The sequence below is a fragment of the Stenotrophomonas sp. NPDC077659 genome (assembly GCF_050268705.1).
Lineage (GTDB): Bacteria > Pseudomonadota > Gammaproteobacteria > Xanthomonadales > Xanthomonadaceae > Stenotrophomonas.
This window is the reverse complement of record NZ_JBNNHG010000016.1, coordinates 20,014-44,972: the sequence shown is the minus strand read 5'-3', so window position 1 is coordinate 44,972 and position 24,959 is coordinate 20,014. Positions and strand designations below refer to the sequence as shown.

Genomic DNA, 24,959 nt, shown 5'->3' with positions numbered 1-24,959 from the left:
TCGTCCCGAGTTCCCGAACAAGGGCTTTGCCGACCTGGAGGCGGCGCGCCACTGGACGGCCATCTTCGTGCATTGGTACAACCACGATCATCGCCATAGTGGCATCGGTTACGTCAGCCCAGCGCAACGACATGCCGGCCAGGACGTGGCCATCCTCCAGGCACGCCATGTGCTGTATCAGCAGGCCCGCCAGGCCCATCCATCACGCTGGAGCGGCCCGACCCGGAACTGGGAGCGGATCGAAGCGGTTGCCCTGAATCCGGAGAAAGACAGCATCGTGACGGCTGCGACCAAAACTCAAATAGCCGCATGAAACAGGCGACAACTACCTTGACATGCACCGGATCAACCAGGGCGTGGCCCGGCTGGATGCAGAGGCCGGCCGCACGCCGGATGCCGCCAGCGAGCGCAACGACCCCGCGCACCTGCGTGCCAGCATGGCCACCGCGGTGGCGGCGCAGACGCCGGCGGACACTTCGTTCGAACGTGCCGAACAGCTCACGCAGGCGGCGCAGGTGCGTACCCAGGAAGAGCAGCAGCACCGCCAGGTACAGGAGCAGTCCGGGCCGCGCATGGTGTAGCGGCCCGCACGATCAGCCCAGGCGGTGCGCGGGGTTCTGCTGCTGTTCCTGCTCGCGCGCCTGCTGTTCCGGCTGCAGGCCCATGGCCGGCTGCTGCGGGGCGATGCCCAGCTTCTGCAGCGACTGCTCGGCCGGGGTCTGTGCGGCTTCGGCGGTGGGCAGCATCGCGCGCAGGTGGGCCGGATTGGCCGGGTCGCCCTGCACCACGAAGATGTTGTGGCCGGCCGGATGCTGCGCGGTGGCGTTGCTGACCACCACGTGGTCGGCACGTTCCAGGCCCTGTTCGCGCGCCTTCACGGTGAGGCTGGCGGTCATGTTCTCGCTGGTCGTGTCGAAGGCACGGCCGTGCTTCTCGTCCAGCGCCGCCACGCCCTGGCGGATCTGCTGGTGGAGGCTGTATTCGGGATGGTCAGGGGTCATCGCTGTGCTCCGTGCGGCCACGCGTGGGGGCCCCAAGTGTAGAACGGGCGGCGGCTGCGCCGGAAATGCCTTTGTTGCTAGCCTGTAGGGCGGGGGACGCAGGGGATGGCGTCCGTAGTGACCATGAATGGACGAAGGCGGATTGGGGGAATGGGGATGAAACAGAAGGGCAGGACGCTGGCACCTTGGCTGGCGACGTTGCTGATGGCCTGCAGCCAGGGCGTGGCGGCTCAGGACGCGGCGCAAGGCCCGCCGGTGGGCGATGCCGATCCGAGTTGTCCTTCGCGGGATTTCGCGCGGTTCCTGCGCTATTTCACTGATCTGGCCGATGACCGCGTGCGCGTGCGCTACACGAGCGATCCGCTGGAATACGAGGCGCCGGCGTATGGCGCCAGTGGCGAAGGCGAGGCCGTAACCGAACTAAACCGGGAGGCGGGCCCTCGCCGCTTCAGGCGGCTGCGTGCGACCACGCTGCGTGCGACGCCAGCCATTACGCCGCTCGCCGACGGGGGGCAACAGGTGCGCCTGGGCGATGATGCGCAGGCCGAGCAGTACACCTTCGCGCACCGGTATGGCTGCTGGATGCTGACCCGGGTAAGCCGTTCCTGGTAGGTGCCAACCTTGGTTGGCACGAAACGGTCTCTGGCGCGCCATGCCAACCAAGGTTGGCATCTACCAAGGGCAACCTCCGCGCCGCCCGTGCACGCGGTGTCACGGCCGGGGCCGATTCCCTCACGGCGGCTATCGGTGGGCCTGCCCAGGATAGGTGCCTCCTTCCCCACAGGAGCTGCCATGACTGCCCCTTCCATCCGTCTGCACGTTGAAGACACCGGCGGTACCGGCCGCCCGGTCATCCTCATTCATGGCTGGCCGCTGTCGGCCGAAGCATGGAAGGCCCAGGTGCCGATCCTGCGTGATGCCGGTTACCGCGTGATCAGCTACGACCGACGCGGGTTCGGCCGCTCGGAAAAGCCGTCGTCCGGCTATGACTACGACACCCTGGCCGCCGATCTGGCCGCGGTGATCGAAGAGCGCGATCTGAAGGACGTCACCCTGGTTGGTTTCTCGATGGGCGGTGGCGAGGTGGCGCGCTACGTGGCCAACCACGGCGAGGGCCGCCTGCACAGCGTGGTGTTCGCCGCCGCGGTGCCGCCGTACCTGCTGCAGAGCCTGGACAACCCCGAAGGCCCGCTGACCCAGGACAAGGCCGACGAGATGCGCGGTGGCCTGGAAAAGGATCGCGAAGCGTTCTTCGATGGCTTCACCCGCGATTTTTTCAGCGCCAACGGCAAGCTGATGGTGACCGAGGACGAGCGCCAAGCGGCGATCGCGCTGTGCCACCAGTCCGACCAGACCGCCGCGCTGGGCTGCATGAAGGCCTTCGCCACGACGGACTTCCGCGCTGACCTGAAGAAGGTGAGCGTGCCGACCCTGGTGCTGCATGGCGACAGCGATGCCATCGTGCCGTTTGAGGGCTCGGGCGAGCGCACCCATCGCGCGGTGTCGGGCAGCGAGGTGGTGACGCTGAAGGGCGCGCCGCATGGCTGCAACACCAGCCACGCCGATGACTTCAACCTGGCGCTGCTGAACTTCCTGAAGAAGTAAGCCGGCACGGGCATACTGCCGCCATGGCCACCGTACGCACGCCCCCGTGGAAGAAGCCCAACCCGAAGGGGCAGAAGAAGCAGCCCCTGTCGGATGCGCAGAAGGCCGCCGCGCGGCAACGCGCGGAGGAGAACGGGCGGCGCTACCCGAACCTGGTCGACAACATGTGGGCGGCGAAACTGCCGCGCGGCTGAGCCATCACTCAGCCGCGTGCGCTGGTGCCAGCGCTTGCCAACCGGCTTCGCGCCAGGGCGCCACGTGGCGTTCGTGCAGGCTGATCGTCGCCGGTGGCAGCGGCATGCAGTCCTGCAGGGCTTGGCGTAGTGCGCCTGCGTCCAGCGGCTGGGCGGTAGCGATCTGCAGCACTGCTCCGCGCCGACGCACCTGCACCGGCAGCACGTCGCGTACCTCGGTCATGCCCGCCGTGCGCACCACGCGGTAGCGCATGACGATCGGCCGAGCGGTCTGCTGCAGCACCGGTGCCCAGGCCTGCAGCAGCGCCTGCTGGCGTGCTTCGGGTATCTGCACCTCCACGACGGTGGACGGGTAGCCGAGCAGGCTCTCCACCATCACCTGGAACCGCGCGCCGTTGGGCATCAGCAGCGTGCAGGCTACGACGCTGCCGATAAGCACCACGGCGGCCATGGCGACCCAGCTGCGTGGAATCGTTGGTTGCAGCTTGATGCTGCGCAGGTTGGGGCGGCGCTTGCGCAGGCGTCGGTAGCGCCGCTGCGCCGCAGGGCTGGGCAACAGGCTGTATTCGGGCAGCGGCACGTCGCGCGGCGGTAGACGCGAAAGGCGCGTGTTGATGACGCGGGCGACCAGCCAGCCGACGCCTGCAGCTACCAGCAGTGGCAGGGCAAGGTGCACGAACAGGTACAGCTCCAGCACTGGCGGCACTCCTGTGCGCGTTCCGATGGGCTGCACATGATCGCGCATCCACCCGGCGGTGTCGCATCTGCCTGCCGACAGCGCGGCGTGACATCGCTAGGATGCGCAACCTTTGCCGGGATGCACTGCATGACGCCCACGACCGCCCGCCTTCGGCGCTTCTTTGGCGCGGGACTGATGCTGTTCTTGCTGCACGGCCTGGCGCTGGCATCGGTGGCGCTGGCGGTGGGCTACTTCCACCACCGCCTGGACCTGCTGCTGGAGCCCATCGAACTGCCGCTGCTGCTGTCCTGCGGTGGCGGCGACCCGATGGCGCGCATGCAGGCGGCCGAACATCTGCTGGCCCGCGCCGGTGCGCTGGATGACTGGCAGCCGGTGTGCTGGGTCGTGGTGAGTGCACTGCTGTGCTCGCTGCTGGGCACGGTGGTGGTCAGCCTGCATTGGCTGCAGCAGGTGCGGGGCCTGTATCGGCGCAGCGTCTGGGGGCTGCTGGGCCTGCATCTGCTGGCGAGTGCGCTGGCCGTGTTGCTGCTGCGCCTGTACGAGCAGGTATGGGCGGGGCTGGTCAGTGCGTTGCCGACGGTGTGCATGGCCGAGCCAATGGCGCGGGAAGCGGCGGCGATGTTGCCGGCGCACCGCACGCTGCCGCAGATGCTGTCCGATGCCGGCCTGCTGGTACCGCAGGCGCCGGATGCACTGGCCATCGTGCTGTGTGGCGTGCTGCTGGCCGCGACGGTGATTGGCGTGTGGCTGTGGCGCGCGCTGCCGATGCCTGCGCCGGAGTGAGCTCGTGCGTGGGCGCTGGCGTAAGTGGCCCGCGTACGTCACGCTATGCCGATGGAAAAGGACATTTCATTCGTACGGGCCAGCAAGTTCCTGAGCCTGGTGCTGCGGCATGAACCGCAGAAGATCGGCCTGCCGCTGGATGCACAGGGATGGGCCGACATCGATGACCTGCTGGCGAGGTTGCCCGCGCATGGCGTGCGGCTGGACCGCGATGCGCTGCAGCAGCTGGTGCGTGACAACGACAAGCAGCGCTTTGCGATCAGCGACGATGGCCAGCGTATCCGCGCCAGCCAGGGCCACTCGATCGCGGTGGACCTCGGCCTGACGGTGCTGGAGCCGCCGCCGTGGCTGTACCACGGCACCGTGCCGCGTTTCCTCGAAGCGATTGCCAGCGAGGGCCTGCGCCCGGGTGAGCGCCAGCATGTGCACTTGTCGCCGGACCGCGCCACCGCCTTCCAGGTCGGCTCGCGCCGCGGCACGCCGGTGATCCTCAGCGTGGATGCGGGGCGCATGCATGCTGATGGCCTCAGCTTCTACCAGTCGGCCAACGGTGTGTGGCTGACCGCGCACGTGCCGCCGCGCTACATCGCGGGTTGAAGCGGCGCCGGTCGAGGCGGCTGGCTGCATCGGGCCACGGGCAGGTAGAGTGGCCGTTCCTGCCGGAACAAGGATCTGCCGATGCGTTCGTTGCTGCGTGCCGTGCCGCTGCTGCTGCTCTCGCTGGTGGCGCAGGCGGGTGAAGTGGACCGCCGTATTGCGGTGACCATCGATGACCTGCCGTGGGCGCGCCTGGACGAAATCGTGCCGGCCGACCTGCAGGCGCGCCACGAGGCGCTGCTGGCGCAGCTGCACCAGGCCGGTGTGCCGGTGGTCGGCTTCGTCAACGGCAACAAGCTGGAAGTGGACGGCGTGGTGCAGCCGGCGCGCGTGCAGATGCTGCGCGACTGGCGCGATGCCGGCTATGAGCTGGGCAACCACACCTGGTCGCACATGGACCTGAACGCCAAGGGCGTGCCCGCCTTCCAGCAGGATTTCCTGCGCGGCGAAGAAGTGCTGAAGCCGCTGCTGGCTGAGCGTGGCCAGGTGCCGCAGTGGATGCGCCACCCGTACCTGCGCGCCGGCCGCACGCCGCAGGATCGCGCGGTGATGGACGCGTTCTTCGCCGAACACGGCTACCGCATTGCGCCGGTGACCGTCGACAACGGCGAGTGGGTGTGGGCCTTCGCTTACGCCAACGTGATGAACGAGCAGCCGGATTCACCCGAACGCGATGTGACGCTGGCGCGCCTGCGCAAGGGCTATGTGCCGTACATGCTGAACAAGCTGGACTACTACGAACAGCAGTCGCAGGCGTTGCTGGGCTACGCGCTGCCGCAGGTGTGGCTGATGCATGCCAACGAGCTGAATGCAGCGACCTTCGCCGAGCTGGTGGCCGCGACCAAGCGGCGCGGCTACCGCTTCGTTTCGCTGGAGGAGGCAGTGCGCGACCCGGCGTATGCGCGTGGTACCGAGGGCTATGACGGGCGCTATGGCCCCAGCTGGCTGCACCGTTGGGCGATGGCCGAAAAGAAGCCGAAGGAATACTACGGTAAGGAGCCGGAAGTGCCGCAGTGGGTGAAGACGCTGGCCAAGGTGGATTACGAGTAGGCCAGCGCGTGTGCGTCAGCGCTTGACGGCCAGCACGCCGTCCAGCGCCAGCTCGGCCTTGAAGCCGGCCTTTTCCAGCCGCTTGGCTACTTCGCGCGGTACGTCGCGGCCGCTGGTCAGCTTGTTCGGCGCGCCGGTGTAGTGGAACAGGCGGCCGCCCTTACGGATGACGCGGGCCAGATGATCGTAGAACGCCTGCGAGTACAGTTCGCCGGCAATGCCGAAGCGCGGCGGGTCGTGCAGGATGGCATCGACGCTGTTGCTGGGCACCTGTTCGATCTGCTGGGAGACATCGCCCTGGCCGAAGTGCAGCCTGCCACCGGCGGCCGCCGAGTCCGGGTCGGGCGACCACGGGTTGAGCGTACGCAGCCACATCACGTCCGCATTCTTTTCAAAGGAACGGATCTGGCCGACACCCGCTTCCAGCGCGCAGGCAGCGAAGTAGCCCAGGCCGCCACAGGTATCGAGGATGGACTTGCCGGCCGGGGCGACCAGCTCGACCTTGCGGCGCGCGTCCTCGAAGGGTGACAGCTTGGAGGTCGGCAGCATCTTGATGCCATCGATCTCGAAGGTGGGTGCGCCCCATTCGGTAGGCACCAGCTTGATGAGCGAGCCGCTGTAGCGCGAGATCGGTGCGAAGTCCTCGCCGTCCCAGTAATACAGCGTGCGGTCCTTCAGCTTGCCCGGCCAAGGGTAGTGCTGGCTGCGGACGCTGAAGCCCTCGGCGTCCAGCGTGACCGCTTCCTCGCTGCGGCCCAGGTCGAGCGAGCCTTGCCAGTCGGTTGCGCCCTTGTCGTGCGCGCGGCGCAGGGCGTCGGCGCTGTCGCGGGTGAGCAGGGGGCCGGTGTAATGGGGCACGGCGGGTACCGGGGCTGGGCGGGGAAGGCATGGTACCCGCTAGGGCAGGCCGGTGCAGCCGAAGCCGTGCGTGGTGCCCGGGCCGGCCAGGAAACTGACGCCGGTGGAGGGCGTGCCCCCTGCCAGCGCACAGGCCCGGCGATGCACGGCCTGGGTGGCCGGCGGTTGCCGCGCGTACTCATACATCATGCTGCCGTCGTCCAGCAGCAGCCAGTGCACGGTTACCCGGGTGCGCTCCCCGTCCTCTGTTTCCCAGTCGATGGTGCGTAGCACCAGCGTGCGTCCATCGTCGGTCTGTTGGACTTCGTCATAGGCACCGATGGTGGTGACCGGCACAACGGCAAGCAGCAGCGACAGCAGCATGGCGAGGCCCCAAAAGTGGCCAGCCTCGGGTCAGCGGTGGCGCCAAGCAATGAGAAAACTTGCAGATCACTCGCACTTCACCGCATACACCGGCCCGGCGCCGATCAGCAGCAGGGCCATGTAGTCGCTGTCGCCGGCCTTGGCCTTCAACGAAGCGCCTGCCTTGGTGTGAAACAGGCCGAAGCCGCCGGCGCTGCGGATGAGCGCGCTGTCGATCTGGTCGGCATCGTCGCGGAAGTAGCGGGCGATGTCGCTGCGGCTGGCCTGGGTAAGCGCATTGGGTTCGCGCTGCCAACGGCCGTCACGTTCAAAGGAGACGACGTACTGGCCGCCTTCCTTGTCGATGCGGAACTCGGCCGGCTTGCGCGCGCTGGTGGCGAAGCAGCCCTGCAGGGGATCGGAGGAGAACGGCAGATGGGGGCCGCCGGAACAGGCCGCCAGCAGCAGAAGGACACCGGGCAACAGCAGGCGCAGCGCGTGCATGGGATGTCCCGATGGGGCAGGTGCGGCTAGTGTAGGACGCACGCGGGCATGGCCCGTACAGAAATTCGGCAAGAACCGGGGAGTCGGAATGGCACAGGGCAAAGCACCGTGGTGCGGGCTGGCAAGCTGGCTGGGGCTGCTGGCCGGGTGGGGCGCAGGCTGGCTGGCGGCGCTGGCGTCGGGTGGCAGCGCACCGGCCGCCGGGCTGAGCGTGGGGGCGCTGGCCTCGGCGGTGGTGGGGCTGGGACTGGCCGTGGCGGCGCGGGCGCGCGATGAGCGCTACGCGTGGCTGGGCATCGGCGGCGCGGTGTTGAGCGCGCTGCCGTTGAAGCTTTATCTGTTCGGGATGCTGTTGAAGCTGTAGGCGACCGCGGTTGTAGCGCCGAGCCCATGCTCGGCTGCCTGGGCTTTTGGTTTTGTAGAGTCGAGCCATGCTCGACTGCTTCGGCTTCGGGCAGGAGCAGTCGAGCAAGCTCGACTCTACAAAAGCCGGAGCAGCCGCATCACGCCGTTCGGTGAATCTCCAGCGTCACGTGCACCAGTTCCTCGTGCACGGCCAGGGCCTGGCGCAGCTGGTCGGCATCCAGTGCGGCATCGCTGGTGACCACGCTGGCGGCCACCGCGTACTTGCCGCGGCCCACCTGCCACACGTGCAGATCGGCCAGGCGCGCCGGCCACGGGCCCTGTTCGATCACTTCGCGGACCTCGGCCACCACCGGTGCATCCATCTGCGCATCCAGCAGCACGCGGCCACTGTCACGCAGCAGGCCGACCGCCCACACCGTCACCAGCACCGCACCAACCAGGCCCATCACCGGGTCCAGCCAGGCGGCACCCCACAGCTTGCCGCCCAGCAGGGCGACGATGGCCAGCACCGAGGTGGCAGCGTCGGCCAGCACGTGCATGTAGGCCGAGCGCAGATTGAGGTCGTGGCCATGGGAATGACCGTGGTCGTGGTGGTCGTGGTCATGGTCGTGTCCATGCCCATGGCCATGCTCATGGCCGTGATGGTGGTGGGCGTGGCCCGGGCTGTCGTGCAGCCACCAGGCGCACAGCAGGTTCACGCCCAGGCCGACCACGGCGATGAGGATGGCTTCGTCATAGTGGATGGGTGCGGGCACCCACAGCCGTTGCAGCGACTGCACAGCCATCAGCGCGGCCACGCCGAGCAGCGCGATGGCGCTGGTGTAACCGGCCAGGATCTCGATCTTCCAGGTGCCGAAGGCAAAGCGCGGGTCGCGCGCATAGCGCCGGGCGCAGCGGTAGGCGAACACCGAAAGGCCGAGCGCCAGTGCGTGCGAACTCATGTGCCAGCCATCGGCCAGCACCGCCATTGAGTTGAACCACCAGCCACCGAAGATCTCGATGAACATCATGCTGACGGTGAGCCACATGGCGCGGCGGGTATTGCGTTCGGCCAGCGGATTGCCGTCGTCGAAACGGTGGTCGTGGCGGCGCGAGGCGGCGAGGGCGTCCAGGTGCATGGGGGCATTCATGAGTGGAAGGATACCCCCGTAGGGTATACGATATGCCCATGGCACATGTACACAAGAACCGGAAACAGCTGCTGACCCGGGTACGCCGCATCGGCGGCCAGGTGGCGGCATTGGAACAGGCGCTGGACCGCCCCGAGGGCGCAGCGGGGGATTGCGCGGACGTGCTGGTGCAGGTGGCCGCCGTGCGCGGCGCAGCCCACAGCCTGCTGATGGAGCTGCTGCACGAGCACCTGCAGGAGCATGTGGTGGCTGCCGAGGACCCGCAGCAGCGGGCTGCCGAGGCCGAGGTGCTGGTGGAGCTGCTGCGCCGTTACGGCAAGTAACCCGGGCGGTGGTAGTGCCGGCCGCTGGCCGGCATCCCCGCCGCTGCGTCGCGACCGCAGAATGTTATATAGTAACATTTCCATCCGAAGCCCTTCGCCCCGCATGAACCCTGCTTTCCGCGCCGACCGCCGCTTGCCGGTCACTGTGCTGTCCGGCTTCCTCGGCGCCGGCAAGACCACCCTGCTCAACCAGATCCTGCGCAACCGCGAGGGCCTGCGTGTGGCGGTCATCGTCAACGACATGAGCGAGGTCAACATCGATGCGCAGCTGCTGCGCGACGGTGGTGCCGCGCTGCGCCGCACCGAAGAGACCCTGGTGGAGTTCAGCAACGGCTGCATCTGCTGCACGCTGCGCGATGATCTGCTGCAGGAGGTGCGCCGGCTGGCCGACGCCGGGCGCTATGACTACCTGCTGATCGAATCCACCGGGATCGGTGAACCCATGCCGGTGGCGGCGACCTTCGCGGTGCGTGACGAGCAGGGCTTCAGCCTGAGCGACATCGCGCGGTTGGACACCATGGTGACCGTGGTCGACGGCAGCGCGTTCCTGGCCGATTTCGGTTCGACCCTGCGCCTGGCCGAGCGCGGACAGCAGGCCGGCCCGGACGATGACCGCGGCGTGGTCGACCTGCTGTGCGAGCAGGTGGAATTTGCCGATGTGATCGTGGTGAGCAAGGCCGACCAGGCCAACGAGGACGTGCTGCAGGACACGCTGGCGGTGCTGCGTGGGTTGAACCGCGATGCGAAGCTGCTGCTGTCATCGTTTGGCGACGTGCCCCTGCGCGAGCTGCTGGATACCGGCCGCTTTGATTTTGAACGCGCGCAGCAGGCGCCGGGCTGGGTGAAGGAGCTGCGTGGCGAACACACGCCGGAAACCGAGGAATACGGCATCGGCAGCTTCGTCTATCGCTCGCGCCGACCGTTCCACCCGGGGCGATTTGCCCGCGCGCTGCAGCAGGGCATGCCCGGCGTGATACGCAGCAAGGGCTGGTTCTGGCTGGCCAACCGCATGGACTGGGTGGGCGAACTGAGCAGCGTGGGGGCCGCGACGCGTACCCAGGCGGCCGGCTTCTGGTACGCCGCGCGCGAGCGCGTGCGCGCCGGCGATGAGGACACCACGCCGCTGCTGCCGCCGACGCCGCTGCCGTACAGCGATCTGGGCTGGGCGCGGCAGCAGGCCGACTGCTGGAGTGCACCGCTGCCGGGGGTGGAGGAGTTCCCGGATGGTGAGGCGCATGAGGCGATGGCGCGGATCTGGCACCCGGTGTGGGGCGATCGCCGGCAGGAACTGGTGGTGATCGGCGTGCACATGGACGAGCGTGCGGTGCGCGCGACGCTGGATGCGTGCCTGCTCAACAACAGCGAGCTGCGGGCGGGGCCGTTGCTGTGGCAGCAGTTGCCGCAGGCGTTTCCCGTGTGGAAGCGTTGAAGGCAGAAGCATCCACGCGTGGCGTGGCTCTACTGCGCGCCCGTGTATCGCGCGGCTCGACCAGTAGATCCACGCCATGCGTGGATGGCGGGACCCACCTCAACCAGTAGATCCACGCCATGCGTGGATGGCGCGGTCATCGGGCCTGGGTCAGAACCCTTTTGCGTCGCAAAAGGGATCTGACCCCGAGGGTGAATCGCGCCACTGCCAACCGTCAGCACTCACCTGCAGCACCTGTGTCGGCCGCAATGCACGCAGCAGATGGGTGTCATGGCTGACCATCACCAGACCACCTTCCCACGCGCCCAGCAGTGCTTCCAGCGCCTGCAGCGCGCTCAGGTCCAGCGCATTGCCGGGCTCGTCCAGCAGCAACAACTGCGGTGCCGGGTGCGCGTAGAGCACGCTGGCCAGTGCGCCCTTCACCCGTTCGCCGTCGCTGAGGCTGCTGGCGGGCCGCTGGATGCGCTGTGCATCCAGCCCGAGCAGGGCCAGGCGTGTGCGCAGCTCAGCCGGGTCGGCGGTGGGGTTGGCGGCCTGCACGGTGTCGAGAATGCTGCGCTCGCCGGCCAGCGCCAGCAGCTGCTGGTCCAGCAGCGCCAGCGGCACATGCCGCTGTACCTCGCCCGCACGCGCCTGCAGCTGGCCCGCCAGTACGCGCAGCAGGGTGGATTTGCCTGTGCCATTGTCGCCGACCACGGCGATGCGCTGGCCGCGACGGATATCCAGCTGCAGCGGTGTGCTGCAGCCGTGTGGCAACACCAGATCGTGTGCCTGCAGCAGGCGTGCGCTGCCTCGCTCACCATCGCTGGCAAACAGCGCGAGTTCGGGCGTCACCCGCACGGCGGCCGCCGCACTGCGCAGCTGCTGCGCGCTGGCCTGCAGGCGGTCAGCCTGGATCTGCTGGGCGCGGCCCTGGGTGGCCTGCGCACGCTGCTTCTGCCCGCCCAGCAGGATCGGGGCCTGGTTGGCCTGCCTGGCATCGCGGTTGCCACGCGCCTGTCGCTGCTGCTGGCGCTCGTGCTGTTCGCGCGCGTTGCGCTGCTGCTGTCGGTGCTGCGCGCGGGCGTGGTCGAGCTGGTTGGCAGCGGCCTGGCGTTCGGCGGCGCGTGCGTCGGCATAGTGCTGCCACGGTCCGCCGTAACGATGCAGTCCGCGCGCATCCAGCTCCACGATCTGCTGCATGGCGGACAGCAGATCGCGGTCGTGGCTGATCACCAGCAGCCCGCCTGGCCACTGCTGCAGCTGCTGGTACAACTGCTGGCGGCTGCGTGCATCGAGGTGGTTGCTGGGCTCGTCGAGGATGAGCCAATCGGCACCGCTGGCCCATGCACCGGACAGCGCCACACGCATGGCCTGGCCACCACTGAGGCGTGCGGCCGGCTGTGTGGGATCGAGATCCTCTGGCAGGCGCAGTGCCTGCCATTGCTGTTGCAGGCGCTCGCGCAGATCCCAGCGGTCGCCGACGCAGGCGAAGTCCGCTTCGTCGATGCTGCCGGCTTCGATGCGCGCCAGCGCTGCCAGTTCGTCGCCGACGCCGGCCAGTTCGCCGACGGTGCCACGCGGAGGGGGTGCCGGGTGCAGGCAGCAGGAATACGCGGCCGCTGCTGCGCACCTGGCCGCTGTCGGGCGTCAGTCGCCCGGCCAGCAGGCGCGCGAGCACGCTCTTGCCGGCACCATTGGCACCGACCAGGCCGGTGGCCACGGGTTCAAAGGAAAACGACAGTTCGGAAAACAGCGATCGGCCATCGGCCAACCGATGGGAAACGCGATCGAGCGCGAGGGAATGCGTGGTCATGCGACCTCTGTGGGATGCCTGGTTCTCCCCTGCGCACAGGGGCGGGAAGAGTCGGGCCGTCTGGTGGAAAGACGGCGGCATCACTGGCGCATTGGACACGGGCCTCTTGGGGGAATGAGCGGGCAGTATAGCGTTGGTGGATGAAGGGATGCGGTGGTGGGCGCGACATCCACGCATGGCGTCGCGGAGGGTAGTGCCGGCCGCTGGCCGGCAACCAAGGTGATGGTTCATCCACGCATGGCGTGGATCCATGGGTCAGGGGACGGTATCCAGGCGCGCGCTGATGAAATCGATGAACACCCGCAGCTTGGGCAGCACGTGGCGGCCGGAGGGCCACAGCAGGTGGAAGGTGCCGCAGGAATGCACGTGCTCATCGAGCACGGTGACCAGGCGGCCATCGGCGATGGCATCGCGTACTGAATGCACCGGCACGAAGGCCAGGCCGATGTCGCGCAGGGCCAGTGCCACCCGCGCTTCGATGGTATTGGCGACCATGTGCACCGGCAGCTCGTGCACCTGCACGTCCGGCCACTGGATGGGCCAGGGCTCCAGCTTGCCGCTGCTGGGGAACCGGTAGTGCAGCAGCGTGTGCTGCAGCAGGTCGGCCGGGACTCTGGGGATACCACGCCGCTGCAGGTAGGCCGGGGAGGCAACGATGCGCCGCGGGAACACGCCCAGGCGGCGGGCGTTCATGCGCGAATCGCTGGGTTCGCCCACGCGCAGCACGGCATCGAAGCCTTCTTCGATGACATCGACCAGGCGGTCGCTGAAATCCAGATCGAGGCGGATGTCCGGGTAGGCGGCCATGAAATCGGCCAGCAGCGGCAGGGTCAGGTCACCCACCAGTGGCAGGCTGATGCGCAGCGTGCCGCTGGGGGCGGCGTGCGGCTGGGCCAGTTCGGTGCGGGCGGCATCGCGCTCGGCGAGGATGCGGCGGCAGCGCGCCAGCAACAGCTGGCCCTCGGCAGTGAGGGTGATGCTGCGCGTGCTGCGATGGAACAGGCGCACGCCCAGCGCGTGTTCCAGCCGTGCCACGCATTTGCCGGCGGCCGAGGCGGAGATGCCCTGCAGGCGGCCGGTTTCGACGAAGCTGCGGGTATCGGCGGCATGCACGAAGGTCTGCAGGTTGGCGAGGTTGTCGAGGACGGACATGGGGCGGCGCGGCAGCAAAAACGCAGGGTAGGGCCAGATGACGTGGCTGGCGAGGCGGCCGCTGCAACACTGCGGTTCACCTTGCTGGTCCCGCCAGCCGGCCCCTACAGTCCGTGGCGAACGGCCATTGCGGACCGGTGTGTCCACGAAGTGCGGAGCGCTGCCCCGCTTTTTGCCCCGGCGCCGGCTGCCTAAGGTGGCGACCCTCCCCCCGAGGATTGCCCAATGAATGCTCTTTCCGCCGATGCACCCACGCCCACCCTGCCCGATGTAGCCCGCGTGCTGCAGCAGGCCCACCCGCAGCACTTGGTAGGCGCGGTGGTACTGGTGCGCGAACACGGTGTGCTGCGCCATGCCAGCGCCACTGGCCTGGCCGACCGCGAGGCGGGTGCGCCGATGCAGCGCGACCAGTTGTTCCGGCTGGCATCGGTGAGCAAGCCGCTGCTGACCACGGTCATCCTGCGCCTGGTGGCCGATGGCGTGCTCGATCTGGATGCGCCGGTGCAGCGCTGGCTGCCGATGTTCCGCCCGGCGCTGGCCGATGGCAGCGTGCCGCCGATCAGCCTGCGGCAGCTGCTGAGCCATACCAGCGGCCTGGGCTACCGCTTCCTGGAAGCCGATGCGCACGGGCCGTATGCGCGTGCCGGTGTCAGCGATGGCATGGATGCGAACCCGGTGAGCCTGCAGGACAACGTGCAGCGCATCGGCCAGGTGCCGCTGCTGTTCGCGCCGGGCAGCCAGTGGCTGTATTCGCTGGGCGTGGATGTGGCCGGTGCGGTGGCCGAAGCGGCGAGCGGGCAGACGCTGCAGCAGCTGTTCGATGCGCTGCTGGCGCAGCCGCTGGGCCTGCGCGATACCGGCTTCAGCACGACGCAGGCCGCGCGCGTGGCCACGCCCTATGTGAGCGATGCGCCGCAGCCGCACCGGCTGCAGGAAGGCGAGATCGTCGCGCCCTTCGATGGCACCGTGGGCATCGAATACAGCCTGGCGCGAGCGACCGATGCGCGCCGCTATGCCTCGGCCGGTGCTGGCCTGATCGGCACGGCCGATGAGGTGATGACTGTGCTCGAAGCGCTGCGGGACGTGCAGGTGTCCGCCCTGCTGCCGCCCGCACTGGCCGCAGAAATGGGCCGCCTGCAGGCCGGCGAACAGGGGCCGGCCGATCCGCCGGGCTGGGGCTTCGGCCTGGGCTTTGCGGTGCTGCGTGATGCGGCCGCAGCGGGGACGCCGCAGGCGGTGGGCACCTGGCGCTGGGGCGGTGCCTACGGCCACAGCTGGTTTGTCGACCCGGCGCGTGCCCTCAGTGTGGTGGCCCTCACCAACACGCTTTACGAGGGCATGCACGGTGCCTTCGTCGATGCGCTGCGCGATGCGGTGTATCGCGATCTGGCGGCGGCGCGATGAGCGGCCATGCCATCGATGCGTCGTCGCCTGCGGGCGAGGCTACACGGCTGCCGTGGAATGGCCTGCTGGCTTTGGCCGGCGGCAGCTTCATCACGCTCCTCACCGAGACCCTGCCGGCCGGTGTGCTGCGGCCGATGGGGCAGAGCCTGGGCGTGAGCGATGCGGCGGTGGGCCAGTTGGTGAGCGTGTATGCGCTGGGCTCGTTGCTGGCCGCGCTGCCGATGACCGCGCTGACCCAGCGGCTGCCGCGACGACCGCTCCTGCTGGTAGCGATTGCTGGCTTCGTGGTCGCCAATGCGCTGACTGCGCTGACCAGCGACTACACCCTGCTGCTGGTGGTGCGTTTCCTGGCCGGCGTCGGTGCGGGGCTGCTGTGGTCGCTGGTGGCCGGTTATGCCGCGCGCCTGGTGGTGCCGGAACTGCAGGGGCGGGCGATTGCGGTGGCGATGGTGGGCTCGCCGTTGGCGCTGTCGCTGGGCGTGCCCGCAGGCACGCTGCTGGGACAGCAGATCGGCTGGCGCTGGGCGTTCGGCGTGATGGCTTTGCTTGCGATGCTGCTGCTGGCATGGATACGCCTGGCAGTTCCCTCGCTGCCGGCGGCCGGTGGCGGCCAGCGCACGCCGCTGCGAAGCGTCTGGCACCTGCCCGGGGTGCGCAGCGCGCTGCTGGTGATGGCGCTGTACGTGCTGGCGCACAACGTGCTGTACACCTACATCGAACCGCTGGCGATGGTGGCCAACGCACAACACTGGCTGGACCGTGTGCTGCTGGTCTTTGGCGTGGCCGCCATTGCGGGCATCGGCATTGCAGGCTGGGGTGTGGACCGCCATCTGCGCGCGCTGGTGTGGGCCGCGGTGGCCGGCTTCCTGCTGGCGGTGGTGGCGCTGCTGGTGTGGCCGGGCGCGCCGCAGGTGCTGCTGCTGGCCAGCGTGCTGTGGGGCGTGGCGTTTGGTGCGGTGCCTACGTTGTTCCAGGCCGCAGTGGCCCGGCGTGCGGGGTCTGCAGCCGATCTGGCGCAGTCGATGCTGGTGACTGGCTGGAATCTGGCGATTGCCGCCGGTGGCGTGGCCGGCGGCGTGGTGCTGCAGTCGGCAGGCGCGGGGCAGCTGGCGTGGTTGCCGTTGCTGCTGCTGGCGGTGTGCGCGGCGTGTTTGTGGGCGAGGCCGAAGGCGTGGGCGTAGCTGCGGTTGGGTGTGGATGCCGGCCAGCGGCCGGCACTACCTTGGCGGTGCCATCCACGCATGGCGTGGGTCTACCGGGATGGATTCACGGCGTCCCCTGCGCAGCCTACCCGCCCGGCCGACCCGCGGATTGACACCGGCCCACCACGAGGGGCTCCGCCGTTGGCTGTCATTCTTCTGTTGGGGCCTGCTCGACCGGCACGCTGCGCGGGTTCTGCATGTCCTCCCGCGCGGCGCCGTAACGCTGCTGTCGCTGGCGGTGGAAGGCGATGAATTCATCGCGCGGCAATGGCCGTGAGAACAGCCAGCCCTGGCCGAACTGCACCTGCTGGCTGTGCAGGTAGGCCAGCTGCGGTTCGGTTTCCACACCTTCGGCCACCACCCACAGGCCCAGCTCCTTGGCCATGTCGATGATGTGCGGCGTGACCGGGCTGGTCGCGCTTTCGGTGCCGATGGCATCGACGAATGACTTGTCGATCTTCAGGGCATCCAGCGGCAGCTGTTCCAGGTACTGCAGGCTGGAATACCCCACGCCGAAATCGTCGATGGCAATGCTGTGGCCGGCGCGCCGCGCTGCGGCCAGCATGGTGCGCGCGCGGTCGGCATCGAGGAAGCCGCGTTCGGTGGCTTCCAGCCAGATCTGCTGCGGCAGGATGCCACTGCCGGCCATGCGCTGGGTGATCGACTTCAACGCACGGCCACTGATGATGTCACCGGCATCGAGATTGATGGCGATGTGCGCGCTGCGGTCCCCCACCAGCAGTTCCCGCATGTCGGCCACGACGTTCTCGATCACCAGGTCGGTCAGTGCGGTGATCAGGCCATGTTCTTCCGCCAGCGGCACGAAGATGTCCGGCCGCACCTGGGTGCCGTCGGGGCGCTGCCAGCGCACCAGCGCTTCGGCGCCGACGCAGATGCCGGTGTCCAGCTCGATGATGGGCTGGTAGTGCAGGTACAGTTCGCGGCGGCGGATGGCGATGGCCAGCTCGCCCCGCAGCGACAGCCGGCGCCGCGACAGCCAGATGACCAGGCCGGCACCGGCGGCGGCCAGCAGCAGGCCCAGCGGCACGAACAGCCAGGCCTGCTGGCGGAACGTGGCAGCCAGAGCGGTGCGCGGCCCGGTGGCGATGGCCAGCCATTCGTCGTTGCGGGCGGTGGCGTACAGGGTGGTGTTGTCCAGGCCGTCGCCCGGTTGGCGCAGCAGCTGCATCAGCAGGGCCGGGTCGATGCCGCTCTGGCTGGACAGTAGGCGGCCATCGGGGCTGGCCAGGGCCAGGCGTACCTGCGGGTCGGCGATGACATCGACGAAGCGGCGCGGGTCGACCAGAGTGTCGTAGGCGCCGTACTGGATGGACAGTACCTTGCGCTGGTTGGTGGCCTGGGGGCGCACCCCCACTTTGATGCTGGCACCATCGCTGGTGACGTGGTCCGGGATGGGCTGGTCGACATCGCCCTCGAACGTACCCCAAGAGGTGCAGCGCAGCTTGCCGCCCTCGAAGTAGCCCATCTGGTCGACCGAGGGGGTGGTCATCACCAGGGTCTGCATGCGCCGCACGTGCTCGGCGCTGCAGGCGGGAAGGCGCGATGCTGCGGCCGACCTGAGCACGGCCAGCGACTCCTGGTAGGAGACGTCGGCACGGCGCAACGCACGCTCGGCGATCTCATGCAGGCGCTGCTGTTCCAGGCGGACGGCGCGGTCCCAGGTGGCGTAGACCATCACCGCGATCGGCACGATGGCGGCGAGGAGGGCCAGCAGGGTTGCGGTGATGATGACGCTCAGACGGCTCATGGCCGGGCTTCCAGGAGACGGGGCAGGGCGCTGCGCATGGCGGGCCGGTCCTTGGTCGGATGCGCTATCTGAGCATGCTGCGGGCCCGTGGGGAAATGGGCACGGGCGCAGCAGACGCCATCCTGGGGTGAAAGCGATCTGGATTGACGTGTCTACCAACCCTGGCGCTGGCGCTCGGCCCCGCAGAGGACTACCGTCGGGAACTTCACCCGCCCCCCCTTCCAGGCCCATGACCGAGCCCGCCACGCCCCCCGAACACCTGCGCCGCAGCCTGTCCAACCGCCACCTGCAACTGATCGCCATCGGCGGTGCCATCGGCACCGGCCTGTTCATGGGCTCGGGCAAGACCATCAGCCTGGCCGGTCCGTCCATCGTCTTGGTCTACCTCATCATCGGCGCGATGCTGTTCTTCGTGATGCGCGCGATGGGCGAGCTGCTGCTGTCCAACCTGCAGTACAAATCCTTCATCGACTTTTCCACCGATCTGCTCGGGCCCTGGGCTGGATTCTTCTGCGGTTGGACCTATTGGTTCTGCTGGATCGTCACTGCCATCGCCGATGTCATCGCCATCGCCGCGTATGCGCAGTTCTGGTTTCCCGAACTGCAGGCCTGGATACCGGCGCTGCTGTGCGTGATGCTGCTGCTGGGCCTGAACCTGGTGACGGTGAAGCTGTTCGGCGAGATGGAATTCTGGTTCGCGCTGATCAAGATCGTGGCCATCTGCGCGCTGATCATCACCGGCGCGGGGCTGGTGGCCTGGGGCTTCACTTCGCCCAGCGGCCATGCCGCTTCGCTGTCCAACCTGTGGAACGACGGCGGCCTGTTCCCGATGGGCCTGATGGGTTTCTTCGCGGGCTTCCAGATTGCGGTGTTCGCCTTCGTCGGCATCGAGCTGGTGGGCACTACCGCCGCTGAAACCGCCGACCCGGAGCGCAACCTGCCCAAGGCGATCAATTCGATCCCGGTGCGCATCATCATCTTCTACGTGCTGGCCCTGGTGGCGATCATGGCGGTGACGCCGTGGCGGCAGGTGGTGCCGGACAAGAGCCCGTTCGTGCAGTTGTTCGTGCTGGCAGGCATTCCGGCCGCCGCCAGCCTGATCAACTTCGTGGTGCTGACCTCGGCCACGTCCTCGGCCAACAGCGGCATCTTTTCCACCAGCCGCATGCTGTACGGCCTGGCCGAAGAAGGCCATGCACCGCGCGGGCTGTCGCGCCTGTCGCGCGCAGCGGTACCGGCACGAGGCCTGCTGTTCTCCTGCCTGTGCCTGCTGGGTGGCACCTTGTTGATCTACCTGATCCCCAACCTGGTGACCGCCTTCACCCTGGTGACGACGCTGGCCACGGTGCTGTTCATCTTCGTCTGGTCGCTGATCCTGGTCGCCTACATGGTCTACCGCCGCCGCTACCCCGAGCGACACGCCGCATCGATCTTCAAGATGCCCGGTGGCATCGCGATGTGCTGGGCCTGCCTGCTGTTCTTTGCCGGGGTGCTGGTGCTGCTGAGCCTGCAGGCCGACACCCGCCAGGCGCTGGTGGCCAGCCCGGCCTGGTTCGTGCTGCTGGGCGCGGGGTATTGGCTGCGCAGCCGGCGCCGGTAGCGTCGACCGTTGGTCGACCAACGCGCGCGATCTGGATGGTCGGTAGAGTCGACCGTTGGTCGACTATCGCGCGCGAAGCGCGGGGATTTCGCGATCTGGCCGCAGAGCAGTCGACCAACGGTCGACTCTACCCGTTCGCGACCGGGCCCCCGGCAGGTCCACCCCGCCCATTCACCCGGTTTTAGCAGACGCGGCTGGATCATCCGGCCGCCATGATCCTCCGCCTCGTCATCGCTGCGTTGTTGCTGCTGCCGGGCCTGAGCAGCGCCCGCACGGTGTACCGCTGCGTGCAGGGCAACACGGTCAGCCTGGCCACCGCCCCGGAGCCGGGCTCGCGCTGTACGCCGAAGGAAATCGACGACAACGCCATCCAGACCCCCAACCTGTGGGGCAACATGGGGGTGTTCATTGGCGTGCTGTACGAACGCGAGCAGGACGGCGTGCTGGTCTATTCCACCCGTAACCTGCCCGGTTCACGGGTGTTCCTGAAGTTCACCGTGGCCACCCCGCCGGGCGAACCGGCCCACGAGGGGCTGGGCAAGGTCGGCACGCCACAGCTGGCCCAGCACGCCAGGCAGTTCAAGGCGGCGGCCAAGGCAACGGGCGTGGATGACGCCTGGCTGCGCGCGATTGCCCATGCCGAAAGCAACTTCGATCCACAGGCGGTGTCGAGCAAGGGCGCGCAGGGGGTGATGCAGCTGATGCCCGATACCGCGCAGGAATGGGGTGTGCGTGATCCGTTTTCGCCGCAGCAGTCCATCGACGGCGGCGCCCGCTACATGCGCGCGCTGTTGCGTCGCTACAACGGCGACCGCGCGTTGGCAGCGGCGGCCTACAACGCCGGCATCGGCGCGGTCACCCGTTACCGGGGCGTGCCGCCGTATGCCGAAACCCTGGCCTATGTGGACAAGGTGATGGCCCTGTACGCCCGTTATCGGCAAGCACTGGGCGTGGGCGCCGAAGTGCCGGCGAAGTAGTGCGGCGTCAGCGCGAGGTTTCGGGGCTGAACAACGGGTACTGTTCGATGCGGCCGACCCGCGCGATCGCCGCGCGCACGTCGTCACGCTGTTTCAGCGCTCGCCAGTGCCGGTCGCTGGATGCATCGACCGGCAGCGAGGGATACACGCGCAGGTCCTGCAGGCTGAGCAGGGTCTCACCGCGTTCTTCGGGCGATTCCAACTGTGCGATGAGGACAGCGGCCGCGCCGTCCAGGTCACCCTCATCGGTAAGCATTTCGCGGTAGAACAGCGGCGCCTCATCACGCAGGCTGATGATCTTCGCCCGTGCCTGCTCAGCGGCGGCCGTGTCCGCGCTGTCCAGCGCCGTCGTGAACTGCAGGTAGGCGCGCAGCGCCTCGCCGTAGGGCAGAAGCCCTTCCAGGTCGGCAAGCAGCGCCTGTGCCTGCTGCGCGTGACCGGTGACCGAGAGCATCGAGGCCAGGGTCATGGTGTGCGTGACGCTGTCGGAGGTGAGCGTGCCGATCATCTGGGCCATCCGCGCAGCGGTCAGTGACTCGTCCATGCGGTCCAGGCGGCGCAGGGCCATCATGCGATGCTGCAGCAGCCACGCCACCCACTTGGCTTCGGCGGGCGAGGGGCGGTCGCCCTGGTCCACACTCTGCGCCAGCGCATCGGTGAACTGTACGATCTGCTCGTTTTCGCCGGCCAGCAGTTGCGCGAAGGAGAACGCGGCCAGCTCCGCATCGATGCTGCTGTCGAGCAGGCCCGCCAACCGCAGCACATCCCGTTCGCGGCGCGCCGAGGCTTCCGCATCGAAGCGTGCCGAGCTGCGATCGACGTAGCGATCGAAGCGCTTGTCGCTGCGCAGCGTGATCACTTCCAGCGGCGTGTCGATGCGGGCCAGCGTGGCCGGCACCCTGCTGCCCTGGCCATGATCGACCTGCAACCGGGCCAGGGTCAGCCAGAAGCGGGAGGGTTCGGGGCCGTCGCCCTTCCAGCCGTTGTCGAACAGCGCCTGCAGCAACGCCAGCCGCCGCGGTGGCTGTTCGCGCAGGGTCTGGTCCAGGAAACCTGCCGTGTCTTCATCCACCTCCACCGGGGTGCGTGAATGGGTGCAGGCCTGGATCAGCAGATCGATGGCCTGGTCCTGATGGTCGTCCGCCAGTTCCAGATACATCAGTTCCAGCAGGGTCTGGGCATTGTCCGGCTGGGCGGCCCGGCTGCGGTCCAGATAGCGGCGGGCCAGGACGGGCTCGCCCTGCATCCGTGCCACGGTCCCGGCCAACTGCGCGCTTTCGGACTGCTGGGCCGCGGTCAATCGTTCAAAGCGCGGGTCATCCATCAACCGCTCGACCTCGATCATTGCGCCCAGCAGGTTGCCGCTGGCAGCGGTGGAGATGGCCGATTGCCAAGCGGTTTCGTAGTCGGATCGGGCAACGCCTGAGGGGCCTTCGGTCGGCGGCGGCGCCGATGCGGCCCATGCCGGTGCGGTGGCCAGCATGGCCAGCAACAGGGCGGCGGACAGGGTGCAGATACGATGCATGATGAGCAGGTCCATCCATGGGAACACGCCGGATTGAACCCGCAAACGTGCGCGGGAACAAGCACCGGTGCCAAGGGCGTGACCTGCGGGCATGGCGGTATGCCGGGCCAGCGTCTATCGTCGTGCGTCTTTCATGGCACAGCGAACGCGAACGATGGCACGGTGGCAAAGGATGGCAGTGGGTGCAGTGGGGGTGGCAACGGCCGCTGCCTTGGCTGCCACCTGGTGGGAACGCCCCGCGCAGGCACCGGTCGCGCCCGCTGGCCCGCCACCCACGCCGCTGGCCTGGACCGCGCAGATCGAGCCGCTGGCCGGCGATGGCCACCCCGGCGACCGCGACGGTGCCTCGGCCCAGGCGCGCTTTGCCGAACCCTATGCGCTGCTGCGCGCGGCCGATGGCAGTGTGTATTTCACCGATGCCGGCGACAACAACCGCATCCGCCGCCGCCTGCCCGATGGCCAGATGGAAACGGTGGCCGGGCACGGCGAGGGCCTGGCCGATGGGCCGGGGCTGCAGGCGCGCTTCAATACGCCGTCGGGGATTGCCGCCGACGCCCAAGGCAACCTGTACGTGGCCGACACGGGCAACCACGCGATCCGCCGCATCGGCACTGATGGCCAGGTGACCACCGTAGCCGGGGGCATCCAGGGTTTCGCCGATGGGCCGGCGGCGCAGGCGCGCTTCGACGGGCCGATGGGTATTGCCGTGGACGCGCGGGGCCAGGTGTTCGTGGCCGATACCTGGAATGATCGCATCCGGGTGATTGGTACCGATGGCAACGTCCGCACGCTGGCGGGCGGTGATCGCCCCGGCTTCGCCGATGCCGTGGGCGGCGAGGCCCGCTTCGATACGCCGGTGGCGCTGGCCTTCGACGCGCACGGTGCGCTGCTGGTTGCGGATTTCTTCAACAACGCAGTGCGCCGGGTGGGGTCCGACGGCACCGTCAGCACGCTGGTCGGCAACGATGGGGTCATCAATGGGCCGCTGTCGCTGGCGACGACTCACGATGGCGTGCTGTACGTGGGCGACTTCGGCGGCCGCATCGTGCAGGTGACTCCGCAGGGCCACCAGATCGCGCTGCTCGGCAACGACCGGTTGCCCCGCTTGGCCCGACCCAGCGGCTTGGCCGTGGAGGATGACGGCGGCCTTCTGGTGGCCGACGCCGCCGGTTACCGCGTGCACCGCGTGCGGCCGCTGGCGGTGGGCGCGCTGCCTGCGCCGGCGCTGGTCGGGCCCGCTGCCGATGCCGCGCTGCCCGATACCGGCGGACGTTGGCCGCTGGCCCCGCAACAGGGCTGGCACGAAGTGGTCGGCACGCTGGGTGAAGTGCGTGGCACGTTCACCGGCGAGAGCCGGCATCACCTGCACGGCGGCTTCGATGTGCGCGGCGACGTGGGGCAGACCGTGCTGGCCATTGCAGAGGGCAAGATCAGCAGCCCGATCGCGGCCTGGAGCCTGCGCGGCCAGGCCGAGGGGTTGGGGGTGGGACGGCTGAACTACATCCACATGCGGGTAGGCCGCACGCCGAAGGGGGAGCCCTTCGATGCACGCTGGCAGCCGCTGTACGGCGATGACGGCACGCTGGAGCGCATCCGCGTGCGGCGTGGCACGCGCATCCACATCGGCGACCGTCTGGGCAGCATCAACAGCCAAGCGCACGTGCACCTGCAGGTGGGCACCAGCGGCTTCGAGACCAACGCCGTGGCGCTGGGCTTTACCGGCTATGCCGACCACTTCGCACCGCGCATCACCGACGTGAGCCTGCTGGACGACAACGACCAGCCGTTGGCCGCAGGCAGCGATGGCGTGGTGATGCTGGCGCGGCAGGGGCATGGCGTGCAGATCGTGGTGGAGGCCTGGGACCAGGTTGACAACAACCTGCCGCGCCGACGCCTCGGGCCGTATCAGGTGGGCTACCAGATCCTGGATGCGGGCGGGCAACCGCTGCAGGGTTACGAGCAGCCGCGCTGGAACATCGTCTTCAACCGCATGCCGCCGCAGAAGCAGGCGGTGAAGGTGGCCTACGCACCGGACAGCGGCATTACCGTCCACGGCAGCGCGGTCACCCGCTTCCGCTACCTGGCCACCAACACCGTGCGCGATGGCCTGATGGAAACCGGGCGCTGGCAACCGGCCGCTTTGCCGCCGGGCGAGTACATCATTCGTGGCAGCGCGCGCGATTACACCGGCAACGAAGGCATCGGCAAGCGCGATGTCAGGGTACGGCTGCTGCCATAGCGGCGGCCGGCGCACCGCAGCGTTCGCGCTCGGCATCCATGTCTTCCAGCGGCCGTACTTCGATGCTGCCAAAGCGCGCCCAGGGGAATTGGCGGGCGATACGCATGGCGTCGTCGCGGTCGCAGGCGCGGATGAGGTTGAAGCCGGCCAGCAGTTCGCGGGTTTCGGCGAAGGGGCCATCGAGCACGCGGTTGTGGCCATCGCGCACGCGCAGGGTCTGGGCGGTGTCGACCGGCTGCAGTTTCTGTGCGATGAGCAGGGTGCCTTCAGCCTGCAGCTGATCGGCATGGGCGAGGCAGTCGCGCATCAGTGCGTTGAACTCGTCGCTGGGCAGGGCCTGCAGCAGGGCGGGTTCGATGTAGATGAGGAGGAGGTACTGCTGCATGGCATGGTCCTGGCGGGGCGGGGGTTCCAT

Annotated in this window: 26 protein-coding genes and 1 pseudogene; 16 read left to right on the top strand and 11 right to left on the bottom strand. The window is 68.5% G+C overall.

Annotated elements, in window-relative coordinates; genetic code table 11:
* Both ACQKDV_RS04390 and ACQKDV_RS04385 read left to right on the top strand, forming a co-directional pair.
* Positions 1–313 (top strand): integrase core domain-containing protein (locus ACQKDV_RS04390; RefSeq protein WP_427782568.1); only part of this gene is annotated, 313 nt, incomplete at its 5' end.
* Between the two features lie 22 nt (positions 314–335).
* Positions 336–581: a hypothetical protein gene (locus ACQKDV_RS04385; RefSeq protein WP_427782567.1), complete on the top strand. Its 246-nt coding sequence runs from the start codon at positions 336–338 to the stop codon at positions 579–581.
* A 12-nt stretch (positions 582–593) separates the two neighbouring features.
* Here the strand turns inward: ACQKDV_RS04385 and ACQKDV_RS04380 are convergent, their stop codons facing one another.
* Complete coding sequence (locus ACQKDV_RS04380; RefSeq protein ID WP_427782566.1) at positions 594–1,001, bottom strand: XVIPCD domain-containing protein; 408 nt, start codon at positions 999–1,001, stop codon at positions 594–596.
* Positions 1,002–1,157: 156 nt separating this feature from the next.
* Between ACQKDV_RS04380 and ACQKDV_RS04375 the strand changes: the two genes are divergently transcribed.
* The 3 genes from ACQKDV_RS04375 (at position 1,158) to ACQKDV_RS04365 (ending at position 2,800) form a co-directional block, all read left to right on the top strand.
* Positions 1,158–1,613, top strand: a complete 456-nt coding sequence (locus tag ACQKDV_RS04375) for a hypothetical protein (protein ID WP_427782565.1) — start codon at positions 1,158–1,160, stop codon at positions 1,611–1,613.
* A gap of 180 nt (positions 1,614–1,793) precedes the next feature.
* The gene (locus tag ACQKDV_RS04370) at positions 1,794–2,606 is read left to right on the top strand and encodes an alpha/beta fold hydrolase (RefSeq protein WP_427782564.1); all 813 of its coding nucleotides are present in this window, start codon (positions 1,794–1,796) and stop codon (positions 2,604–2,606) included.
* Between the two features lie 23 nt (positions 2,607–2,629).
* Positions 2,630–2,800: a hypothetical protein gene (locus ACQKDV_RS04365; RefSeq protein ID WP_165835693.1), complete on the top strand. Its 171-nt coding sequence runs from the start codon at positions 2,630–2,632 to the stop codon at positions 2,798–2,800.
* 4 nt (positions 2,801–2,804) lie between these two features.
* On the opposite strand, the gene ACQKDV_RS04360 is transcribed toward ACQKDV_RS04365, so the two are convergent.
* Positions 2,805–3,497 (bottom strand): hypothetical protein, encoded by a 693-nt coding sequence (locus ACQKDV_RS04360; protein WP_427782563.1) that lies wholly within the window; start codon positions 3,495–3,497, stop codon positions 2,805–2,807.
* A 129-nt stretch (positions 3,498–3,626) separates the two neighbouring features.
* Between ACQKDV_RS04360 and ACQKDV_RS04355 the strand changes: the two genes are divergently transcribed.
* The 3 genes from ACQKDV_RS04355 (at position 3,627) to ACQKDV_RS04345 (ending at position 5,930) form a co-directional block, all read left to right on the top strand.
* Positions 3,627–4,283, top strand: coding sequence for a hypothetical protein (locus ACQKDV_RS04355; RefSeq protein ID WP_427782562.1), 657 nt, complete (start codon positions 3,627–3,629; stop codon positions 4,281–4,283).
* Positions 4,284–4,334: 51 nt separating this feature from the next.
* Positions 4,335–4,880 carry an RNA 2'-phosphotransferase gene (locus ACQKDV_RS04350; RefSeq protein WP_427782561.1) on the top strand — a complete coding sequence of 182 codons (546 nt, stop codon included), beginning with the start codon at positions 4,335–4,337 and terminating at the stop codon, positions 4,878–4,880.
* A gap of 81 nt (positions 4,881–4,961) precedes the next feature.
* Entirely contained in the window at positions 4,962–5,930 is a 969-nt protein-coding gene (locus tag ACQKDV_RS04345) for a polysaccharide deacetylase family protein (RefSeq protein WP_427782560.1), read from the top strand.
* A gap of 15 nt (positions 5,931–5,945) precedes the next feature.
* Here the strand turns inward: ACQKDV_RS04345 and ACQKDV_RS04340 are convergent, their stop codons facing one another.
* The 3 genes from ACQKDV_RS04340 to ACQKDV_RS04330 form a co-directional block, all read right to left on the bottom strand.
* Positions 5,946–6,788, bottom strand: coding sequence for a class I SAM-dependent methyltransferase (locus ACQKDV_RS04340; protein ID WP_427782559.1), 843 nt, complete (start codon positions 6,786–6,788; stop codon positions 5,946–5,948).
* Between the two features lie 39 nt (positions 6,789–6,827).
* Positions 6,828–7,151: a hypothetical protein gene (locus tag ACQKDV_RS04335; protein ID WP_427782558.1), complete on the bottom strand. Its 324-nt coding sequence runs from the start codon at positions 7,149–7,151 to the stop codon at positions 6,828–6,830.
* Positions 7,152–7,217: 66 nt separating this feature from the next.
* Positions 7,218–7,634 (bottom strand): hypothetical protein, encoded by a 417-nt coding sequence (locus tag ACQKDV_RS04330; protein ID WP_427782557.1) that lies wholly within the window; start codon positions 7,632–7,634, stop codon positions 7,218–7,220.
* An 88-nt stretch (positions 7,635–7,722) separates the two neighbouring features.
* Here ACQKDV_RS04330 and ACQKDV_RS04325 point away from each other — a divergent pair, with 88 nt between their 5' ends.
* A complete protein-coding gene (locus ACQKDV_RS04325) occupies positions 7,723–7,998 on the top strand; it encodes a hypothetical protein (RefSeq protein ID WP_427782556.1) in 276 nt (91 codons plus the stop codon).
* 139 nt (positions 7,999–8,137) lie between these two features.
* Here the strand turns inward: ACQKDV_RS04325 and dmeF are convergent, their stop codons facing one another.
* Complete coding sequence (gene dmeF, locus ACQKDV_RS04320; protein ID WP_427782555.1) at positions 8,138–9,118, bottom strand: CDF family Co(II)/Ni(II) efflux transporter DmeF; 981 nt, start codon at positions 9,116–9,118, stop codon at positions 8,138–8,140.
* Between the two features lie 50 nt (positions 9,119–9,168).
* Between dmeF and ACQKDV_RS04315 the strand changes: the two genes are divergently transcribed.
* Positions 9,169–9,453: a metal-sensing transcriptional repressor gene (locus tag ACQKDV_RS04315; RefSeq protein WP_079220449.1), complete on the top strand. Its 285-nt coding sequence runs from the start codon at positions 9,169–9,171 to the stop codon at positions 9,451–9,453.
* 103 nt (positions 9,454–9,556) lie between these two features.
* Positions 9,557–10,882 (top strand): GTP-binding protein, encoded by a 1,326-nt coding sequence (locus ACQKDV_RS04310; protein ID WP_427782554.1) that lies wholly within the window; start codon positions 9,557–9,559, stop codon positions 10,880–10,882.
* Between the two features lie 150 nt (positions 10,883–11,032).
* Here the strand turns inward: ACQKDV_RS04310 and ACQKDV_RS04305 are convergent.
* Together ACQKDV_RS04305 and ACQKDV_RS04300 are read right to left on the bottom strand one after the other, a co-directional pair.
* Positions 11,033–12,677, bottom strand: a pseudogene (locus ACQKDV_RS04305) (ATP-binding cassette domain-containing protein).
* Between the two features lie 255 nt (positions 12,678–12,932).
* Positions 12,933–13,829 (bottom strand): LysR family transcriptional regulator, encoded by an 897-nt coding sequence (locus ACQKDV_RS04300; RefSeq protein ID WP_427782553.1) that lies wholly within the window; start codon positions 13,827–13,829, stop codon positions 12,933–12,935.
* A 225-nt stretch (positions 13,830–14,054) separates the two neighbouring features.
* Here ACQKDV_RS04300 and ACQKDV_RS04295 point away from each other — a divergent pair, with 225 nt between their 5' ends.
* Both ACQKDV_RS04295 and ACQKDV_RS04290 read left to right on the top strand, forming a co-directional pair.
* Complete coding sequence (locus ACQKDV_RS04295; RefSeq protein WP_427782552.1) at positions 14,055–15,233, top strand: serine hydrolase domain-containing protein; 1,179 nt, start codon at positions 14,055–14,057, stop codon at positions 15,231–15,233.
* Positions 15,230–16,414 carry an MFS transporter gene (locus tag ACQKDV_RS04290; RefSeq protein ID WP_427782551.1) on the top strand — a complete coding sequence of 395 codons (1,185 nt, stop codon included), beginning with the start codon at positions 15,230–15,232 and terminating at the stop codon, positions 16,412–16,414. Before ACQKDV_RS04295 ends, ACQKDV_RS04290 begins: the two co-directional genes overlap by 4 nt.
* A gap of 169 nt (positions 16,415–16,583) precedes the next feature.
* Here ACQKDV_RS04290 and ACQKDV_RS04285 read toward each other — a convergent pair whose 3' ends face one another.
* Positions 16,584–18,203: an EAL domain-containing protein gene (locus tag ACQKDV_RS04285; protein ID WP_427782550.1), complete on the bottom strand. Its 1,620-nt coding sequence runs from the start codon at positions 18,201–18,203 to the stop codon at positions 16,584–16,586.
* A gap of 229 nt (positions 18,204–18,432) precedes the next feature.
* Here ACQKDV_RS04285 and cycA point away from each other — a divergent pair, with 229 nt between their 5' ends.
* Together cycA and ACQKDV_RS04275 are read left to right on the top strand one after the other, a co-directional pair.
* Positions 18,433–19,803: a D-serine/D-alanine/glycine transporter gene (gene cycA, locus ACQKDV_RS04280; protein WP_427782549.1), complete on the top strand. Its 1,371-nt coding sequence runs from the start codon at positions 18,433–18,435 to the stop codon at positions 19,801–19,803.
* Positions 19,804–20,015: 212 nt separating this feature from the next.
* Positions 20,016–20,780: a lytic transglycosylase domain-containing protein gene (locus tag ACQKDV_RS04275; RefSeq protein ID WP_427782548.1), complete on the top strand. Its 765-nt coding sequence runs from the start codon at positions 20,016–20,018 to the stop codon at positions 20,778–20,780.
* A 7-nt stretch (positions 20,781–20,787) separates the two neighbouring features.
* On the opposite strand, the gene ACQKDV_RS04270 is transcribed toward ACQKDV_RS04275, so the two are convergent.
* Positions 20,788–22,305 carry a hypothetical protein gene (locus ACQKDV_RS04270; protein ID WP_427782547.1) on the bottom strand — a complete coding sequence of 506 codons (1,518 nt, stop codon included), beginning with the start codon at positions 22,303–22,305 and terminating at the stop codon, positions 20,788–20,790.
* Positions 22,306–22,459: 154 nt separating this feature from the next.
* On the opposite strand from ACQKDV_RS04270, the gene ACQKDV_RS04265 reads away from it, so the two are divergent.
* Positions 22,460–24,544: a gluconolaconase gene (locus ACQKDV_RS04265; protein ID WP_427782546.1), complete on the top strand. Its 2,085-nt coding sequence runs from the start codon at positions 22,460–22,462 to the stop codon at positions 24,542–24,544.
* Here ACQKDV_RS04265 and ACQKDV_RS04260 read toward each other — a convergent pair.
* Positions 24,522–24,929, bottom strand: a complete 408-nt coding sequence (locus ACQKDV_RS04260) for a YciI family protein (protein ID WP_427782545.1) — start codon at positions 24,927–24,929, stop codon at positions 24,522–24,524. The two genes, ACQKDV_RS04265 and ACQKDV_RS04260, sit on opposite strands and share 23 nt — an antisense overlap.
* Positions 24,930–24,959: the final 30 nt, after the last annotated feature.

Excerpts from the sequence above, each read along its gene's own strand:
- ACQKDV_RS04330 (WP_427782557.1), bottom strand. The coding sequence starts at position 7,634 with ATGCACGCGCTGCGCCTGCTGTTGCCCGGTGTCCTTCTGCTGCTGGCG.
- ACQKDV_RS04300 (WP_427782553.1), bottom strand. The coding sequence starts at position 13,829 with ATGTCCGTCCTCGACAACCTCGCCAACCTGCAGACCTTCGTGCATGCC.
- ACQKDV_RS04350 (WP_427782561.1), top strand. The coding sequence starts at position 4,335 with ATGGAAAAGGACATTTCATTCGTACGGGCCAGCAAGTTCCTGAGCCTG.
- ACQKDV_RS04375 (WP_427782565.1), top strand. The coding sequence starts at position 1,158 with ATGAAACAGAAGGGCAGGACGCTGGCACCTTGGCTGGCGACGTTGCTG.
- ACQKDV_RS04380 (WP_427782566.1), bottom strand. The coding sequence starts at position 1,001 with ATGACCCCTGACCATCCCGAATACAGCCTCCACCAGCAGATCCGCCAG.
- ACQKDV_RS04290 (WP_427782551.1), top strand. The coding sequence starts at position 15,230 with ATGAGCGGCCATGCCATCGATGCGTCGTCGCCTGCGGGCGAGGCTACA.
- ACQKDV_RS04365 (WP_165835693.1), top strand. The coding sequence starts at position 2,630 with ATGGCCACCGTACGCACGCCCCCGTGGAAGAAGCCCAACCCGAAGGGG.
- ACQKDV_RS04385 (WP_427782567.1), top strand. The coding sequence starts at position 336 with ATGCACCGGATCAACCAGGGCGTGGCCCGGCTGGATGCAGAGGCCGGC.
- ACQKDV_RS04295 (WP_427782552.1), top strand. The coding sequence starts at position 14,055 with ATGAATGCTCTTTCCGCCGATGCACCCACGCCCACCCTGCCCGATGTA.
- cycA (WP_427782549.1), top strand. The coding sequence starts at position 18,433 with ATGACCGAGCCCGCCACGCCCCCCGAACACCTGCGCCGCAGCCTGTCC.
- ACQKDV_RS04325 (WP_427782556.1), top strand. The coding sequence starts at position 7,723 with ATGGCACAGGGCAAAGCACCGTGGTGCGGGCTGGCAAGCTGGCTGGGG.
- ACQKDV_RS04265 (WP_427782546.1), top strand. The coding sequence starts at position 22,460 with ATGGCACGGTGGCAAAGGATGGCAGTGGGTGCAGTGGGGGTGGCAACG.
- ACQKDV_RS04275 (WP_427782548.1), top strand. The coding sequence starts at position 20,016 with ATGATCCTCCGCCTCGTCATCGCTGCGTTGTTGCTGCTGCCGGGCCTG.
- ACQKDV_RS04370 (WP_427782564.1), top strand. The coding sequence starts at position 1,794 with ATGACTGCCCCTTCCATCCGTCTGCACGTTGAAGACACCGGCGGTACC.
- ACQKDV_RS04345 (WP_427782560.1), top strand. The coding sequence starts at position 4,962 with ATGCGTTCGTTGCTGCGTGCCGTGCCGCTGCTGCTGCTCTCGCTGGTG.
- ACQKDV_RS04315 (WP_079220449.1), top strand. The coding sequence starts at position 9,169 with ATGGCACATGTACACAAGAACCGGAAACAGCTGCTGACCCGGGTACGC.
- ACQKDV_RS04260 (WP_427782545.1), bottom strand. The coding sequence starts at position 24,929 with ATGCAGCAGTACCTCCTCCTCATCTACATCGAACCCGCCCTGCTGCAG.
- ACQKDV_RS04285 (WP_427782550.1), bottom strand. The coding sequence starts at position 18,203 with ATGAGCCGTCTGAGCGTCATCATCACCGCAACCCTGCTGGCCCTCCTC.
- ACQKDV_RS04270 (WP_427782547.1), bottom strand. The coding sequence starts at position 22,305 with ATGCATCGTATCTGCACCCTGTCCGCCGCCCTGTTGCTGGCCATGCTG.
- dmeF (WP_427782555.1), bottom strand. The coding sequence starts at position 9,118 with ATGCACCTGGACGCCCTCGCCGCCTCGCGCCGCCACGACCACCGTTTC.
- ACQKDV_RS04355 (WP_427782562.1), top strand. The coding sequence starts at position 3,627 with ATGACGCCCACGACCGCCCGCCTTCGGCGCTTCTTTGGCGCGGGACTG.
- ACQKDV_RS04310 (WP_427782554.1), top strand. The coding sequence starts at position 9,557 with ATGAACCCTGCTTTCCGCGCCGACCGCCGCTTGCCGGTCACTGTGCTG.
- ACQKDV_RS04335 (WP_427782558.1), bottom strand. The coding sequence starts at position 7,151 with ATGCTGCTGTCGCTGCTGCTTGCCGTTGTGCCGGTCACCACCATCGGT.